This is a genomic window from Candidatus Nitrososphaera evergladensis SR1 (assembly GCF_000730285.1).
Classification (GTDB): Archaea; Thermoproteota; Nitrososphaeria; order Nitrososphaerales; family Nitrososphaeraceae; genus Nitrososphaera; species Nitrososphaera evergladensis.
Window position 1 is genome coordinate 1,706,148 of record NZ_CP007174.1, and the last position, 14,770, is coordinate 1,720,917.

Sequence of the window (14,770 nt, forward strand, 5' to 3'; positions counted from 1 at the left end):
CTCAGTCTTAGATAACAAAAAATACTATTTCGCCAATAAGCAAGTCTTAAAAGTGATATTACTTTGATCGATACTATCAGACATGATAGCAACCATGTCTGAGCCAACGGTGTTGCCAAAAAAAAGACTGCAATCTGCAACCAAGCCCCTACCTACCGCTAGGTGTGTCTGTTCTCGGTAGGGGCAATTAATCTAATAAAGCAAAAATTTCCTCTTGCTTTTGAAGCATACGTCGTTGTCGTCATCATCAGTTTGCTTGCGGCTTGTTGAAGAGCGAGTTTACGTGCCGTACGGCTTTTGCCAAGTCTTGCAATACCTGTCTGCCCATCTCGGTCGTAATATAGTAGGCGTGTCCACCTACTTTATCACAGTCTGTTGGCTCCCGATGTCCGTGCCGCTTTGCCAGGAGACCCCTTGACAGCAGCGGCGACACATAGTCGTTTAGCTGTTCGTACGTCAAGTTTGCCTTGTACATGATGTGCGTGCGCTTTTTCGGCTCGTTGGCGCAGAGCTGTAGAATGTCGTGTGTTATCTCTACCTTGCCGCGCATTGTTCGGCTTGCCTTACTCGCGCTTTTGCGTGTGTGAGGCTTGTTCGTACTATTTACCAACAAAACCACGGTTTGTCGATTGCGTTGCAACGACTTATAACACTTGTTCATTTTTCTGCAAGAATTTTGTTTGCCAGCGAGGGTCGTTTTACCTAATTATGAGAGTATCAGACATGTTTGGCAAAACACAGAGTTTTTTGTTTCGACAAATCAGAGATATCACACAGAATATAGAGTATGATACAGTAGCAACCATTTTTGATAATTGCAGGCACCCGGGATGCGGATCAGAAACGTGTGCAATGAATTGGATTGTAAGGGTGCCCTTGAATATTGCTATCCATACTATACTATTCTACATCTTCAAGCAGCATGGTTTCAAATGCTACGGCCTTGTCAGGCTCTGACGCATAAATCACGTGGTGGTGGTTTTTCAAAAGTCCCCTGATCCATTCATCCCTGCGGGATTGCTCTATCCCGGAAATGTCATAATAGCACATCTGCGAGCAATCAAATTCCTCAAAATGCTCGTGGCCTGATTTTTCAACGGCCAGTCCCAGCGTCATCCCTTCTTTTGTTTCCGTGTCCGTTATCGTCCTGCCGACAAACCTGTAGGGCGGCCTCATGCCTTTGGTGGATTCTTCTCTTATGCGTCTGAGAGTGCTGAGCATGTCAAGCTTGCCGGCATCAGACCTTTCAGTGCGATAAATGCGCAAAGAGTTTGCCTGCTTGTACGAATCGACATCAATGCCCTTGGCAGACAGCCGCTCTTCAATCGTCTTGGGCTCGTCGGGGCTAAAGAAAATGCACGACTCGCCTTTCTGCAGCCCATTCAAAAGATACCGGGCTATGACTACATCTGCATACTTTGGATTGTCGTACAGCAGGACGATGTGGTTGTTTCCCTCCATCCGGTCAAGGAACTTTATCGGCCGGTAATTTTTAGCGCTCATAAACCCCCATCTCTCCCCCAGAAGGAACATCCAGATACTTTACCCCCATTGCAATGACAAAGTCCTTTATACGATCATAATCTTGCAAAAAGTCCCGGCCCTTCTCGGTTATACCAAGCGGATCTTGTATTATCATCTTTTTGCTTTCCAGTTCATCTAGGTACCTTGCAAGCTTGTCGTAAGCAAGGTTGCTAAGGGTCTGCACCCGGGTAGGTTTTGCCTCGCCGTTTGTCAATTCCTGCGCGATTGCACTGAGGATGTCGTTATATATCTCCATCTTGTTTCGCTTCGGCTTTGGCAAAACTATCATGGTTGACCCTTCCTAATTAATAAGCCTCCCCTTGGGGCGGAATCCATTATATGTTATCTGAAAACATACACCTATGAACAACAACAATAAAACCGAGTCCGCCGCGCAAAAAACGACGGCAACAACTTCATCATCAAGTCACCTGGAGGCATTCCTTTACAGGGTGCCAAAAAAGAACCACGACGCCGTCGCGCAGAACCTGAAGCAATTCGTGCCGTGGTTTGAGAAACAGGGAGTAAGAATCGAGTACTACCAACTTGGCAACTACAAGATCATGGAGGGCATAGACGGCATTGCCAAGACCCTTTCCGCCGGCGAAGATGAAGACATCTGGATGGAGCTGCAATACTTTAGGGACTACAAGCACTGCGAAGACGCCTATGCAAAGATGATGCAGGACAAAAGCATCGAACAACTTGGAAAAGAGTTCTTTGGCCTTATCACCCAGGGGACAAGCCTTGTCAACGGCAGGTTCAACAGGCTGCGTGTGTAAAAAGGCCACGAGCCAATAAGTGAGAAGAGTGAAACGATATACATGGCGGCAAAGGATAACGATACAAAAATTACTTCAGAGCCGGAAAAGCAGGAACTAGTGATAACGCGGAGTTTGACGCGCCGCGCGAGCTTGTGTTCAACGCATACGCCAATCCAGAACTTTATGTACAATGGCTTGGACCGCGAAGGCTGAAAATGACGCTTGAAAGGTTCGAGCCAACAAGCGGCGGTTCATGGCGATACATCCACCAAGATGAAAAAGATGGAAGCAAGTATATGCATTTCATGGAGTAAATCATGAAGTTGCACGGCCAGAGAGGATCATCAGCACGTTTGAATTTGAGGGCCTGCCAGAACCGGGACACGTGGCCCTTGAAACGGCCACGTTTAAAGAGCTGCAGGGTGGCAGGACAACAAGGGTAACGGCCAAGACGATTTTCCAGTCAGTCGCGGATCGTGATGCCGCGCTCCACAGCGGCATGGAAAAAGGAGTCGCAGAGTCGCACGAACGGCTCGACGAGCTTTTGGCAAAAGTGCGAAAAAATGACACAGTTCGTTTGTAGCTCATGAACATGTTGCTGACATAGATTTTTTTCTCCGGATCCGTCAGTCACACACACATGCCACAAAAAAGCCGGACAAAGCTACTAGAACCTGGCAAAGCGCTCTTTAAATAACATGTCCAGCCTAACATGGGCATTGTTGTAAGATTCAGGCCTCTGGCAGGAAAGGTGCTGAGATCAATAAAAGGGCCAAAATTCAAGCCTCCGGCCAGAGACGGCGACAAATACGACATCCAAGGAAGCTGGATGTACGTCGACGACAAGGATTCGATGCAGCTGACGCAGCATGGCATCTACGGCCCGGAGCAGACCAGCCTTATCAAGAGGCTGGTAAAGGGCGACTACACGTGTCTGGACATTGGCGCAAACATTGGCTATTTCACCCTCATAATGGCCAGGCAGGCCAGGCAGGTATACGCATTTGAGCCGGAGCCCAGAAACTTTGAGATTTTGCAAAAGAACGTGGCGCTGAACAACATGCAGGACATCGTCAAACTCTATGATTTTGCAGTGGCAGAGACAAGCGACAGGGCAACCCTGCATTTATGCGAGATGAACAGGGGGATGCACCGGCTTTACCAGTCGCACTGGTGCAACGACGGCACTGTCGAGGTCAGGACGGCCAGAATAGACGACCTTGTCTCGCAGGCAGACTTTGTCAAGATGGACATTGAAGGCGCCGAGCTTGGAGCGTTAAAGGGGATGAAAAAACTGCTGGAAAGAGGCACGGTTCTTTGGATGGAGTTCCATCCACCCAGCATCGTAGAATACGGGGCAAGTCCCCGCGATGTTTACGACTATATGGAATCGCTCGGCTATTCGGTAGAGATACCGGGGCTGGGCAAAGTGTCGTTTGATGAGCTAGAGAAAATATCCAACGAGAAAGCCGGCACAAATGTCCTGTGCAGACGAGGATAACGTCGCGTGCCATCAGAGAGAGTATTATTGGAAAGACGCTTTCAGATCTTTTGTTGGCACCGTCATTGCCGTCAGCTGACTTCAAGCTTTTGTCCAAGCAGCATGCCGGAATACGCAAATTCATTGTTCATCAGGGCATCCACGTATCGCGTAAATGAACCCTGGTCGATGCACGAGCCGTGCATTGGAAAAGTCATTTTAGGACCCATCTTCAATAAGCGCTGGGCGGTCTGCCTGACGGGAATTTCGCTTGCAAAGATGCCCGCTCCCCTGTAGAGCTGGATCATTTCTTTTGAAAGATCATCAGAGATAACAGGCTTGTTGTCGCCCGGCTGGATAAAGAGGTCCGAAGGGAAAAGCGACTTTGTCGTGTCTTCAAATATCATCATGCTGTCCCAGTGGTGGACGTGTGGCGTCATGAGGAATCGCAGGCTGCGCCTCCCCGTCTTTAGGACTTCACTATCCCAAAACGAGATGTGATGCACCGGCACTCCATCCCAGCCCATAAGGTTCAGCCTTGAACTCAGATCGCTGCACAGCAATTTTACGTCGGGGGATTTCAAGAATTCCATTCCGCCCCACTCGTCGCTTTCAAAATGCAGGAATGCGACGTAGGCCAGCTTTTCAAGCGGGATAACCTCTTTTACCTTCTCTGCAACCCCCTCGTACATCCCAACAGGGCCGGTGTGGATCAAGGTGGGTTTTTCGTCATTTATCAAAAACTGGTTGAAAGTGATTCCATATTCGTTTACGAACCCGGATATCCGGTAGATGCCATCCGTTATTTCAGAGATGCTTGCAGTGGTGTCTTTGGCAACGCGAAACGTCTTGCTGACTTCGGGCACGCATCAAGTATGGGTGCAGATAATTAATAACCTTGATCTTGCAAGAATATAGAACTTTAAAATTATCTTGCATGACCTACTGACGTTAGAGAAGAATATACGCGCTCTACTTTTTAAATGGGTTCTTGGCATCTTTTTATTACTATCATTATAGGCTATAGCTTGTCAAGGATAAATTCAAAGCACTGGTTATTCTTGCCAAGCGTGTCAATCACCTCGACCCAGAACAAGTTTCTGACGCCCGTTATTGCCCTGACGCGCTCTATTATATTCAAGAGATCTTCATTTTCATAAAATATGACTTCTGCTGCAATGTCTGTCGTCTCTAATCCTGTTGCCCTGCTAACGCGGATAACTGCTTTCTTCCACGACAAGAGCTCTTTTCCAACCTCGATTGCAGTCCCGCCTTGCGTGCTGACGAAAACCATTGCAACGCGCCATCCAAGGCTTTTCACTCTTGGAAGGTAGGATGTCTCTAAAAAGTTGGCTTCAAGCCTCTTGCGCCTTCTTTGCACGGTGCTGAGGGGTGCGCCTGTCTCTTTTGAGAGCGTTATGGAGGATACCTTGCCCTTGGAAGATAGCAATCCCCGCAGGATCTTCTTGTCCAGAGATGAAAGAGCCAGATTCTTGCGGCCGCCGCTGTGACTCGAGATTTGCCTTTTTTTGCCCGGTCCATTGGCGATGATAATGCGTGTTATGGCCCTAAGCATGTCTCCAAGCTGGTCGATAGACAATTCGCCAAACAAAGATGCATTGATGCCGCGTCTTTCAAGTTCTACAACAATCTCCTGCCGCGATATAGAAGAAGAACTGGCTTCCAGCTTATTTGCAGGATCCCCTATCATGTTTAGCCTGTTACCTTTATTCATCAACATGCTTGATATATTTGCAGATGCCTCAGAGGATGAGGAAGAGGGCATGTTGTTTGCTAGCATTGCGTAGCGGCGCTACTACTACTATCAACATGCAAAGAAGTCTGCCTGAAGCGGGGTGTAGCAATCATCTTGACAAAATTCTCGACGCTTCCACGCCAGCTTTCATATTGCAGGTCATGTGTTTTGCAGAGGATAACTTCGCCTTCTTTTTTGCTCCAATTCAGCACACAGCCGCACGGAAGCACCAGCCTATTGTTGCTGCTGTCGTTCAAGCGGTAGTCGCACTCCCCGGGCGGGTTGAAAACTGGAGGTTCAGACCCTGCGTTTCTGACAGCGCATACCTGTAGGACTCGTCGCCACAGAGAGGGATAAACGCGACGCGGTCGTTGCGGCATGACGGACAGGTGCAAAGGCAGCACTTGGACCCAAGCACAGAAGCGGCCCAGTAACAGGATTCGCAGAGCGCAAAATAGAGATTATCACCTTCTTCTTTTTCTCTACTAAAAGTTGCTGTTGTCTCTTGCATCGGGGCTAACCTGCCTTTGTTGCTGTTGTCATTGCGGCCATGACAAGCGAAGAGACACCGTTGTCGTCGTCGGGTTTATCGTCTCTTTCATCTCCCGGATAGACCGTGTTTGTTATTATTTCATCCCAACATTTTCTGCAAAAGTCCTTGTCATTGACGAGACGTTGCTCAAAGCTCAAAGACGCAGGGCTGATGGCGTCGTGGCACATCACGCAGACCCGGTGTCCCGTTTTCGTCTTTGTACTGTTGGAGTTACCAAGATGGCGGTTTGTTTCATTGATAGTGACGTATTTTGGGGGCAGAGAGAAATGAGATAGCATCGAGTATAAAGAAAATTCTAGGTGAGCCATAAGCGCTGTGTGTACACTGCACCCAAGCATGTACTACCATTCATACCAGTAGTTAGCATCTACTATACGGTCATTATATCCAAATCCTAGAAGGTACAGCTATATTCTTGCCGTCACTAAATCTGGGCAAACGACTGTTTGATACACTTGTACGGGCTCTGATCCTTTAAGTCAATCTTCCACGGTTAGTACTCATGGCAGATTCCGGGAGCATGAGTATCACGTTCAGGTTCCCAAAGTCGATACTGCAAGAGCTCAAGGAGGATGCCGAGCACAAAAATATCAGCATCAACGCACTGTTAAATCAGATCGTGGCTTCGTACGTCGAATGGCACGCACGTGCGACCAAGGCAGGATTCATAACCGTCAGCCGCGTCATGATAAAGACGATGTTTGACAGCCTGACCGAGGAAGAAATAGACAGGCTGGCAAAATCCTCGGCAGAAGAAATGAAAGACATGTGTTTGTTGATGGTAAGGAAGCACACGCAAAGATCAATACTAGAGTTCATGGAAAGATGGGTCAGGATGTCAGACTTTGGTTACCGCCACATGATAGACGAGAGCAGCAGCCTTCATACCTACATAATCCAGCACGATATGGGATACAAATGGTCGCACTACTTGAGCAAGTTGTTCAGCTACACGGCCGAGGAAGTTGTCTTATTCAAGCCGGAAATCAGCATTGGCAAGGACATGGTCGTCTTGAAAATCAGAGAAAAATAGAAACACCGTACGCTATGCGCTTGTTCCCTCTCACCCTCTCTCGCTAGTCTGAGGTTCCGCGGAACCACTTGTCGTTGATGGCCTGCAGGGTGCCGTCATCGCGCATACTGTCAAGCCCAGTGTCAAACGCTTTTGTCAGCTCTGAGCCTCTTGGGAAGATGAATCCAAGTTCTTCTTTGGGAGTCAGCGGCTTGCCTGCCACCATTACCTTCTCGGCATCTTTTCCTACATAGCCCTGTCCTGCCACGTCATCTATTACCACAGCGTCTACGTCTCCTGCGACGAGTGCTTGCACGGTTTCAGGAAATGTCCTGTACGTAACGAGCCGGCCGCCATTATCGCCGCTATTACTGCCACCTTTTACAAGGCCGGCCGCAACGTCATAGTTGGTCGTTTCTGCCTGCACGCCCACCTTCAGGCCGGCGCCAGAGGCTAGCTCTTTTGCGTTGTGGAAGCGGTCTTCTCCGGCCCGGACCAGAAGCACCTGCTGCAAGGTAAGGTAGCCCTGTGAAAAGTCCACCAGCTGGGCGCGGTCGGGCTTGATGGTGATGCCATCGGCGGCCACATCGTACTCGCCTCTTGCGACCGCGGTTATCATGCTGTCCCAGCCAGCCTGCACGAATTCCGGCTTGCAATTGAGCCTCTTGCAGATTTCGCCCACGGTGTCATAGTCCCACCCTGCTGCCTGGCCGGTCTTGTTGTCTACAAAGTTAAACGGCACGTAGGCGTTTTCAACTGCCACTCTGATCGTTTGGCCGCCAAGATCGGGCAGGCGCTCTTGCGTGGATATACCTCCTGGCAGAATGGCAAGCAACGCTGCGGACAAGAGCCCCAATCCCATAAAGATCCAGAGTTTTGTATCACTCTTCATACAGACACGCCACCGTCTTAATTCAAGACGACTGCGTCATCGCCTATATACATTTTTACTCTAGAATTTATGTACGTGTGTTTTTTTTGTCATCATGTGCATCCTATTATATTATTTGCAGAAAAGCAATTGCTGGCAAGAAATGCATTAGTGTAAAAAAACCAGACACGTGTATGCATACATTTGAGGAATATTTGTTTTAGAAAAAGAAAGAAGAGGTGGCGAGTTGTATCCCGCCATTCTTCCAGAGTATGTTGTTTTTTGTATTTTTTATACGCGCTGTGTCAGCTACTACTACTTGTCAGCGGATTAGGATAGCGACAAGCGAACTCCGGGCAACTTGATAGAGAGCGCTGCAGAGTCCTTGAATCCTGACCAGTAGTGGTCGTGGCCATTGTCATCACCGTTGTCATCGTCATCGCAGTTGTCATCGCCGTTGTCGTCCTTGCTGTTGTACGACGTGTATTTGTAATAGTCGTGGCCATTGTCATCACCGTTGTCATCGTCATTGTTGCACGTGCAGTCATTCTTGTCGTCGTCATCTTCATCGCTGTTGTTGTAGCTTGACCAGTAGTGGCCGTTGTCGTTATCATCATCGTCATTGTTGTCGTCGTTGCAATAGCAACTGTTGTTGCCGTTGTCGTCCTCATCATCATTCTTGTCGTCGTCCTTGCCATAGCTTGACCACTTGTAGTCCTTGTCGTCATCTTCGTCATCGTCGCACTTGCAGTTGTTGTTCTTATCGTCGTCTTTACTGTAGCTTGACCACTTGTAGTCGTGGCCGTTGTCGTCATCGCACTTGTCGTCACCATTCTTGTCGTCGTCATAGCCAGAGCTTGCAAACGCGGCAGTCGGCATTGTTACTGCCGATGACGCGACTGCAAATCCTACGGCCAACAGGGCAAGAATGAAGAACATCTTACCGTTTCCTGTTGCATTTGACATTAAACCGGTCGCACAGTCATGCTTTTAAAAGGTTGAGCAGAATCTGTTCATAACAATATAATCTTGGAAATTTAAGGTACGACCGACGCATTCCTCCATAATTAGAAGTCAATCTATAAAATTCTACATTCGATCAAAAAACCTTGCTTGCAGCAGGGTCACAGATTCCAGAATTCAAGTATGCAAGAAAAAAGAAGAAAGTAGGCTGTCATTGTGACAGCCTGATTTTCTCACATTGTTCGACTACTTGCAGTAGTCTTGGTTGGTTTAGTCCTTCTTCCAGTAGTGGTCGTGGCCGTTGTCGTCGTCGTCGTCATCGTCGTCATCGCAGTTGTCGTCATCATCATCGTCGTCGTTGTAGGATATGTTCTTGTAGTCGGCCCAGTTGCCATTGCTGTTGGAGCTTGACCAGTAGTCCTTGCCGTTGTCGTCATCGTCATCATCATCATCGTCGTCATCGCATCCACAGTTGTCATCGTCGTCGTCATTGTTGTAGCTTGACCAGTGATAGTCGTTCTTGTCGTCATCGTCGTCATCGCAGTTGTCGTCATCGTCGTCATCGTAGCTTGTCCACTTGTAGCTGTTGTTGTAGCCACTTGCAAACGCGGCAGTCGGCATTGTTACTGCCGATGACGCGACTGCAAATCCTACGGCCAGCAACGCAAGAAGGAACGCGGTTTTTTTTGCTGTTAGACTTGACATCAATAGAGTCTCGTAGTCGGGGTTTTAAAGTCTTGAGCAAAAATGATAGATAATGTGTTTATCTTGAAAATCGAAGCTGGACTATATATGTTATTTGACAATTCTATATCGCCAAAGTACATAATTTCTGTATCTGTATACGATGCTAGTCGCCAGCCTGAATCTTGGCAAGAACCATTTTTACACAACATTGCGGTTGCAATTGCAACTTTTAAAGATATTCTTATGAACAAGTGTAAATATATCCATCATTAATGGCGGACGCAAAACAATTTTGCGCTGATGTCCTTGCCCTTGATGCTTCCATAAGGTTTGCAGGCGTGGCCGATTCTATGGGCATGTCTGTACACTATGTGTATAGAAAGGATCTCGTGCCCCTGCTTTCCCAAGAAGAGACCATCAAGTCAATGCTCCAGGCGGTCCTCAGAAGCGGCACGCGGCTCACGCTTGAGAGCAAGCTTGGCGAATGCGTCTACACCCTGTCGCTGTACAAAAAGGTCAAGCGGATAACAATCCCGCTCAGGCCGCCCACCACAAACGGGCAAAACGCCATTCTAATGGTTTCACTTGACGCAAGTGTGGACCATGACGCGGTAATCGACGGCAAAATCATGCCATTTTTGCGGCAAGCAAGGCTAGAGTTCTGAGAGCACGATGATATGAGTTCCGATTCTGAAACCATGACGCGCATCCTAAAGGAATCCATGAACATACTTGGCGAGAACACGTACGAGGCGCTCAAGTTTCACATGAAGGAAAAGTACGGAATCGACCTTGCGCACAATCCCCGGCTTGAAAACGTAGAGTCCGCGTTGCGCGACCTGTTTGGCCCCGGCGCCGAGATAATCATGATCCAGATAAGGCGTCGCCTTGCCGCCTGAAATCGACGCTTGTTATCAATTTTGACAAACTTCAATGACACTGCATAATATGGATGCAAGACGCCCGGTACGCCAATGGTTTTAAACGACTATTTGCTGCCGTCTGAAAACATCCGGCTGGCCAGCGACGATGAGGTCGAGTATGGCGACAAAAAATACCGGATCGTTATCACCGACAAGAGGTTCATACTTTATGCAAGGAGGGGCACCGTTTTCAAGTCTGACGACGTCGTAAGCGAAAGGCTGCAGGCAATACACGGGTTCAAGTACAGCGAAAAGGGCACCCTTTTCCGCACTGCGACCATTTCCATAATAACAAACGCCAAGATGGAAATACGCGGCTCGCCGGACCGCATGAAACCTCTTTTCCACACCCTGCAGTCGACTATCGGCGCGTGACGGCGATTTTTTTCTAAAATACTGGGATTCGGTCTGGATACCGCGCGCCGGAGGTGCTGGAAACATCTATCCGCAGAGTCCCTTAACTTGGCTGCATGTGTAAAAACCGCTCGAACATACATATGTTCGGCGAAAAAAAATACACAATACTGGCCACCATAGTCGGCCTCGCAATATTAAGCGCGGTTGTGGTGCCAGCGTTGATAGCAAGCGGCAATACAGCGACAGCTCAAGTCACTACTACCACCACCCAGCCAGAACAACAAGGTACTGACCAAGCACAGACAACAATCGATCAACAGCAGACGCAGAACCAGACTTTGACAAATGAAACATCGACAGGCGGCAACAACAGCTTTACATCTTCCGTGAACATATCACCGACGGCAGACTCTAACGCCAAAGTCACCATAGAAGGCACAGGGCTGACTGCCAAGGAGATGAACGTCAACCAGGAGAGACAGGACGACGGCACGGTCAAGATCACGATAGAGGGAGTGTTTGCGGTCAAAGAAGGCGGAGTCACGCCAGAGCAGACAGGCGGCAACGAGACAACGCCGGCAGCTCCTTCTTCAGAAAATGAGACATCGTCGTCAACAACAACCATCACGCCGTCCGGAAACGAGACGTCTACCAATAATACCGCCGCCGGAGCAGGATCTATTAATTTGACGCCGACCTCTGGCAGTGCAGGAAGCAACATCGACATCAATGGGACAGGATTCTCGCCCAATCAGACATTCTCATTCACGTTTGACGGACAGCAACTTTTCACAAATGACATGACCCAGTTTGCAACAGGTGACTTTTCCACGGCAGCAACCGTACCTGCCAACGCGACAAGCGGAGAGCACGAGATCGTTGCAACAGGCGATTCTGGAGAAAGCGCAAGGGCAACATTCACCGTCATGGGAGAAGAATCAGGTAATGCGACATCACAGTCAAGTGGCAATGTGACATCTCCAACAACGCCGCCGTCCGGAAATGAGACTTCTTTAACGCCTCCACCAGGCAACACAACGTCACCAACAATTCCCTCTGGAAACGAAACAACAACATCATCACCGCCGCCGGCGACTCCAATGCCTTCAGGTAACGAGACGTCTGGCAACATGACGGCAAGCGGTGCGGCAAGTCCGTAAAAGGAGCAACCTGCCCCCTAAGGAGGGGCGCAACCAACTTTTTTTCAGCCTGACATGATGATTATCTTGGCCGGCACCGGATCAGGTTCTGGTTGCCAAACTTGATTATTTCTATCAGCTCCTCGCGCTCTAGTCGCTTGACAAGCCGCCACGCAGAGCTCTTTGGAAGCAGAAACCTGTTTCGTATGTCAGCAAGGAGCACCTCGCCGTGGTTCTGCTCCATCACGTACTTCAGCACGTCCCTGTCGCTGCTTCGGATGTGCGGCTTTTGCGCAAACACGCGGTCAAGGTCCATGACAGTAATGGCAGTGGTGGCGATCTGAGGGGCAAGCTGTTGCTGCATCTCAACAGGCGCAGAGCCGCCTTTTACATCGATGGAGACAGGCCCTGTCTCTTCGTTGGCTGCTTTTGCCCTTGCAATGCCCTTGTGCCTCAGGCGCATGTACACGACCACCCACCCGGCAGAGACGCTGGCTATGCCGGCTGCCATGTAAAACTGGTTGGCAGGGTCGGCCGCTGCCATCTTTGCCTGCACGGCCATCGAAAGGGCGTCGTCATAGCCTCCGTGCAGGTACATCTCTTTTGTGCGCTGGAGCATCTCCTCTGCTTCCGGGACAGGGATGCCAAGGGCCTTTGTATTCTTTATCGACACTTCTGCGACATTCGTGGCCTGCTTGGCAGCCTGCGCAGTCCTGTTTATGCTTGAGGCAAGGTCCGTTGCCTCGTCTGCAAGCGATTTGGCAAAGCGATACTTGCCACCGGCAAAGGCATCGTGTGCGTTTAAGAGCATACCTTCCGCATCTGATACCACCACCCCGTTGCCCCGGAATTCCGCGATGGCCTTTTCGGCGCGCTCTAGCGCGGCCTGGGCTTCGCTGTAGCCAAGCATGTCCACGGACATCTGCCGGCCCACGATGGTCACGCTTTTTGTGCCTTCTGCAACAGGCACGACAAGCGTCCTTTGAGCCGGCGTTGCCGGCAGAATTTCCTTATAGTTTGCAGGCTTGTCGTCATCGCTGTTGCTGTTGCCAGCCACAAGCACTTCAAAGGGCGTATCTGCGCCCATAGCCTGCGAGTCCAAAAGCCTCCGGTCAACAGTCACCTTTAGCATACCCGGTCCGGGTGCATCGCCTATCCAGATCGTCATCCTGTGAAGTTGCGGAATGGCAGTGGCGGCAGTCACGTTGCCCTGAGCCATCTCGATCTTTAGCCCTGAACTTGGGTCTGCAAAGTCAATGCTAACCTGTTTGACGGGATCTTCAAGAGCGCGGGGCGCAACTACGATCTCGCCGGCCACGTTATTGCGGCTCTGGTCAAGGTACGTGAATTTTCCGTCCAGCCCTCCGTTGAATACAAACGCATAGTCCCTCCCGCTTGACAGGAGCGAGGAGTTGAAAAGCGCAGGGTTTTCCGCCGGGCCTCCGGCTATCATGTGTGCGCTGGAATCAACGTTTTTCCATATGACGGTGCTTCCGTCGCGCACGACCAGCCTTGATGGCGAAAACCCGTCGCCAGTAATCTTGATGTAGCAAATATCGGCATTGCACATTTCCGCTTTTGGAGTCTCTTGGGCAAAAACCAGAGAACTGCCAGCCAAAAAGAAGAGCACGGCAAGCGGCGGCAGCCAATATTCCCGGCGCAGGAATTTTGTCTGCATGGTTACAGAGGTTTTATGATGATATATATCCGATCTGAAAAAGGATTCTGTAAGGTTTCCAAGCGCGACAATGCAAGTATAATTTGCATATGCAACTTTTCAATAGCTTTTAGCTGCGATGTCTGCAGCAAAAGAAGAGGGCGGAGAGAGTTTTTGGCTTACTCTGTAAACGCAATGCTCCTTTCGCTTTGGAACCTGAGCCAGCCGCTCATGGTGAGCCCGTCAAACACGTCGAGGTATCGCTCGTCCTGTATGTTTTCTTCAAGGTCAAAGTCAAAGCCACCACTCTTTTTGTGTCTCACGTAGTTAAAGTGGGCGTCAAGGTTTCTGCTCTGGAGGCTTGCATTGAGATAGTCGCAAAAAGCGGCTTCGTCGGGCGTCATTATGCCGTGGCTTTGCACGTGTTCCAGTGTTGCGGTCATGGCAACTTCCGTCAAACTTGTCATTTAGTAAGGCGTGTCAAGAAATCTTTACAGGCAACAGCAGCAAAGTAGCATTTTGCTTGCCGCTGTCGTCATCGTCGTTGTTGTTGCTATTGACGCCTAGTGTGCCATGGCAGTTATTGCGCGCTTTTTCTCTGCGGCGATAGCCTTGCCTGCAGGTGCAAAGAGGTCAAGCTCTTGCAGGATGCTGTACGTGTCTCTGCATTCGTCGCAGTTGCATCTGCGAGGCGATCCGTTTACACTCATGCGCAAGATATGGATCGATTGCGATAAAAGGCAGCCCAATATAGATCCACATCGAGAGCTAGCTGAATATGAGATAAATGATCCGCAGCGATCACATAGATCACGTTTGCCTGTGGCTCCTCATTACTTCAGGGCTGTCTCACAGGCCATTTATGCAGCTTGCCGCACGGAAAATTTTAGGCATGTATTTTTGCAATGATGTTATAGTAAAAATCAGGCCCTACTTATCCATCGACTTTCGGGCCCGAATGCACGTGACGTACAGTAGGGGTTGGCTGTGCCTTATATCCCGAATACTTATTATAAAAAGTTTCTTGTTATGGACATTGGATAGACAATTATCCATTTATAGTTATAGTAAAAATGTCTGCAAG

At 49.3% G+C, this 14,770-nt stretch carries 23 protein-coding genes; 9 read left to right on the forward strand and 14 right to left on the reverse strand.

All coding sequences use genetic code 11. The features are described 5' to 3' along the window. Positions 1-247: 247 nt before the first annotated feature. The 3 genes from NTE_RS09255 to NTE_RS09265 all read right to left on the reverse strand — a co-directional run bounded on the left by NTE_RS09255 (position 248) and on the right by NTE_RS09265 (position 1,804). Complete coding sequence (locus tag NTE_RS09255; RefSeq protein WP_158385340.1) at positions 248-550, reverse strand: Sso10a family chromatin protein; 303 nt, start codon at positions 548-550, stop codon at positions 248-250. Between the two features lie 350 nt (positions 551-900). Continuing rightward, positions 901-1,503 carry an MEDS domain-containing protein gene (locus NTE_RS09260; protein WP_158385343.1) on the reverse strand — a complete coding sequence of 201 codons (603 nt, stop codon included), beginning with the start codon at positions 1,501-1,503 and terminating at the stop codon, positions 901-903. Continuing rightward, positions 1,493-1,804 (reverse strand): winged helix-turn-helix domain-containing protein, encoded by a 312-nt coding sequence (locus NTE_RS09265; RefSeq protein ID WP_158385347.1) that lies wholly within the window; start codon positions 1,802-1,804, stop codon positions 1,493-1,495. Before NTE_RS09265 ends, NTE_RS09260 begins: the two co-directional genes overlap by 11 nt. 82 nt (positions 1,805-1,886) lie before the next feature. Between NTE_RS09265 and NTE_RS09270 the strand changes: the two genes are divergently transcribed. The 4 genes from NTE_RS09270 to NTE_RS09280 all read left to right on the forward strand — a co-directional run bounded on the left by NTE_RS09270 (position 1,887) and on the right by NTE_RS09280 (position 3,789). Next, on the forward strand, positions 1,887-2,306 hold the full coding sequence (locus NTE_RS09270) for a DUF1428 family protein (RefSeq protein ID WP_148700761.1): 420 nt from the start codon (positions 1,887-1,889) through the stop codon (positions 2,304-2,306). A 134-nt stretch (positions 2,307-2,440) separates the two neighbouring features. Beyond that, complete coding sequence (locus NTE_RS17610; RefSeq protein WP_420835294.1) at positions 2,441-2,602, forward strand: SRPBCC family protein; 162 nt, start codon at positions 2,441-2,443, stop codon at positions 2,600-2,602. A 29-nt stretch (positions 2,603-2,631) separates the two neighbouring features. Further along, positions 2,632-2,871, forward strand: a complete 240-nt coding sequence (locus NTE_RS09275) for an SRPBCC family protein (RefSeq protein WP_420835306.1) — start codon at positions 2,632-2,634, stop codon at positions 2,869-2,871. Between the two features lie 129 nt (positions 2,872-3,000). Beyond that, positions 3,001-3,789 (forward strand): FkbM family methyltransferase, encoded by a 789-nt coding sequence (locus NTE_RS09280; protein ID WP_148700762.1) that lies wholly within the window; start codon positions 3,001-3,003, stop codon positions 3,787-3,789. 71 nt (positions 3,790-3,860) lie between these two features. Here NTE_RS09280 and NTE_RS09285 read toward each other — a convergent pair whose 3' ends face one another. From NTE_RS09285 to NTE_RS09305, 5 genes are all read right to left on the reverse strand, one after another. After that, on the reverse strand, positions 3,861-4,634 hold the full coding sequence (locus tag NTE_RS09285; RefSeq protein WP_148700763.1) for an oxygen-binding di-iron domain-containing protein: 774 nt from the start codon (positions 4,632-4,634) through the stop codon (positions 3,861-3,863). 155 nt (positions 4,635-4,789) lie between these two features. After that, positions 4,790-5,479 (reverse strand): Lrp/AsnC family transcriptional regulator, encoded by a 690-nt coding sequence (locus NTE_RS09290; protein ID WP_148700764.1) that lies wholly within the window; start codon positions 5,477-5,479, stop codon positions 4,790-4,792. Positions 5,480-5,562: 83 nt separating this feature from the next. Continuing rightward, positions 5,563-5,781, reverse strand: coding sequence for a hypothetical protein (locus NTE_RS09295; RefSeq protein ID WP_148700765.1), 219 nt, complete (start codon positions 5,779-5,781; stop codon positions 5,563-5,565). After that, on the reverse strand, positions 5,778-6,035 hold the full coding sequence (locus tag NTE_RS09300; RefSeq protein ID WP_148700766.1) for a hypothetical protein: 258 nt from the start codon (positions 6,033-6,035) through the stop codon (positions 5,778-5,780). The genes NTE_RS09295 and NTE_RS09300 overlap by 4 nt, the downstream gene beginning before the upstream one ends. Positions 6,036-6,040: 5 nt before the next feature. After that, positions 6,041-6,247 carry a hypothetical protein gene (locus NTE_RS09305; protein ID WP_148700767.1) on the reverse strand — a complete coding sequence of 69 codons (207 nt, stop codon included), beginning with the start codon at positions 6,245-6,247 and terminating at the stop codon, positions 6,041-6,043. A gap of 332 nt (positions 6,248-6,579) precedes the next feature. On the opposite strand from NTE_RS09305, the gene NTE_RS09310 reads away from it, so the two are divergent. Next, positions 6,580-7,110, forward strand: a complete 531-nt coding sequence (locus NTE_RS09310) for a hypothetical protein (protein ID WP_148700768.1) — start codon at positions 6,580-6,582, stop codon at positions 7,108-7,110. Between the two features lie 43 nt (positions 7,111-7,153). Here the strand turns inward: NTE_RS09310 and NTE_RS09315 are convergent, their stop codons facing one another. From NTE_RS09315 to NTE_RS16620, 3 genes are all read right to left on the reverse strand, one after another. Beyond that, positions 7,154-7,981 (reverse strand): substrate-binding periplasmic protein, encoded by an 828-nt coding sequence (locus NTE_RS09315; RefSeq protein ID WP_148700769.1) that lies wholly within the window; start codon positions 7,979-7,981, stop codon positions 7,154-7,156. 309 nt (positions 7,982-8,290) lie between these two features. Beyond that, positions 8,291-8,926, reverse strand: a complete 636-nt coding sequence (locus tag NTE_RS09320) for a hypothetical protein (protein ID WP_148700770.1) — start codon at positions 8,924-8,926, stop codon at positions 8,291-8,293. Positions 8,927-9,193: 267 nt separating this feature from the next. Then, on the reverse strand, positions 9,194-9,628 hold the full coding sequence (locus NTE_RS16620; protein WP_158385356.1) for a hypothetical protein: 435 nt from the start codon (positions 9,626-9,628) through the stop codon (positions 9,194-9,196). A gap of 254 nt (positions 9,629-9,882) precedes the next feature. Between NTE_RS16620 and NTE_RS09330 the strand changes: the two genes are divergently transcribed. The 4 genes from NTE_RS09330 to NTE_RS09345 all read left to right on the forward strand — a co-directional run bounded on the left by NTE_RS09330 (position 9,883) and on the right by NTE_RS09345 (position 12,050). Beyond that, positions 9,883-10,275, forward strand: coding sequence for a hypothetical protein (locus NTE_RS09330; protein WP_148700771.1), 393 nt, complete (start codon positions 9,883-9,885; stop codon positions 10,273-10,275). 12 nt (positions 10,276-10,287) lie between these two features. Beyond that, a complete protein-coding gene (locus NTE_RS09335) occupies positions 10,288-10,509 on the forward strand; it encodes a hypothetical protein (protein WP_148700772.1) in 222 nt (73 codons plus the stop codon). Positions 10,510-10,584: 75 nt separating this feature from the next. After that, positions 10,585-10,908, forward strand: a complete 324-nt coding sequence (locus tag NTE_RS09340) for a hypothetical protein (protein WP_193354067.1) — start codon at positions 10,585-10,587, stop codon at positions 10,906-10,908. A 122-nt stretch (positions 10,909-11,030) separates the two neighbouring features. Continuing rightward, positions 11,031-12,050: a hypothetical protein gene (locus NTE_RS09345; protein WP_148700773.1), complete on the forward strand. Its 1,020-nt coding sequence runs from the start codon at positions 11,031-11,033 to the stop codon at positions 12,048-12,050. Positions 12,051-12,111: 61 nt separating this feature from the next. Here the strand turns inward: NTE_RS09345 and NTE_RS09350 are convergent, their stop codons facing one another. The 3 genes from NTE_RS09350 to NTE_RS16625 form a co-directional block, all read right to left on the reverse strand. Continuing rightward, positions 12,112-13,707, reverse strand: coding sequence for a hypothetical protein (locus NTE_RS09350; protein ID WP_148700774.1), 1,596 nt, complete (start codon positions 13,705-13,707; stop codon positions 12,112-12,114). A 158-nt stretch (positions 13,708-13,865) separates the two neighbouring features. Continuing rightward, positions 13,866-14,129, reverse strand: a complete 264-nt coding sequence (locus NTE_RS09355) for a hypothetical protein (protein ID WP_148700775.1) — start codon at positions 14,127-14,129, stop codon at positions 13,866-13,868. Positions 14,130-14,249: 120 nt separating this feature from the next. Then, on the reverse strand, positions 14,250-14,396 hold the full coding sequence (locus NTE_RS16625) for a hypothetical protein (protein ID WP_158385359.1): 147 nt from the start codon (positions 14,394-14,396) through the stop codon (positions 14,250-14,252). Positions 14,397-14,770 lie beyond the last annotated feature (374 nt).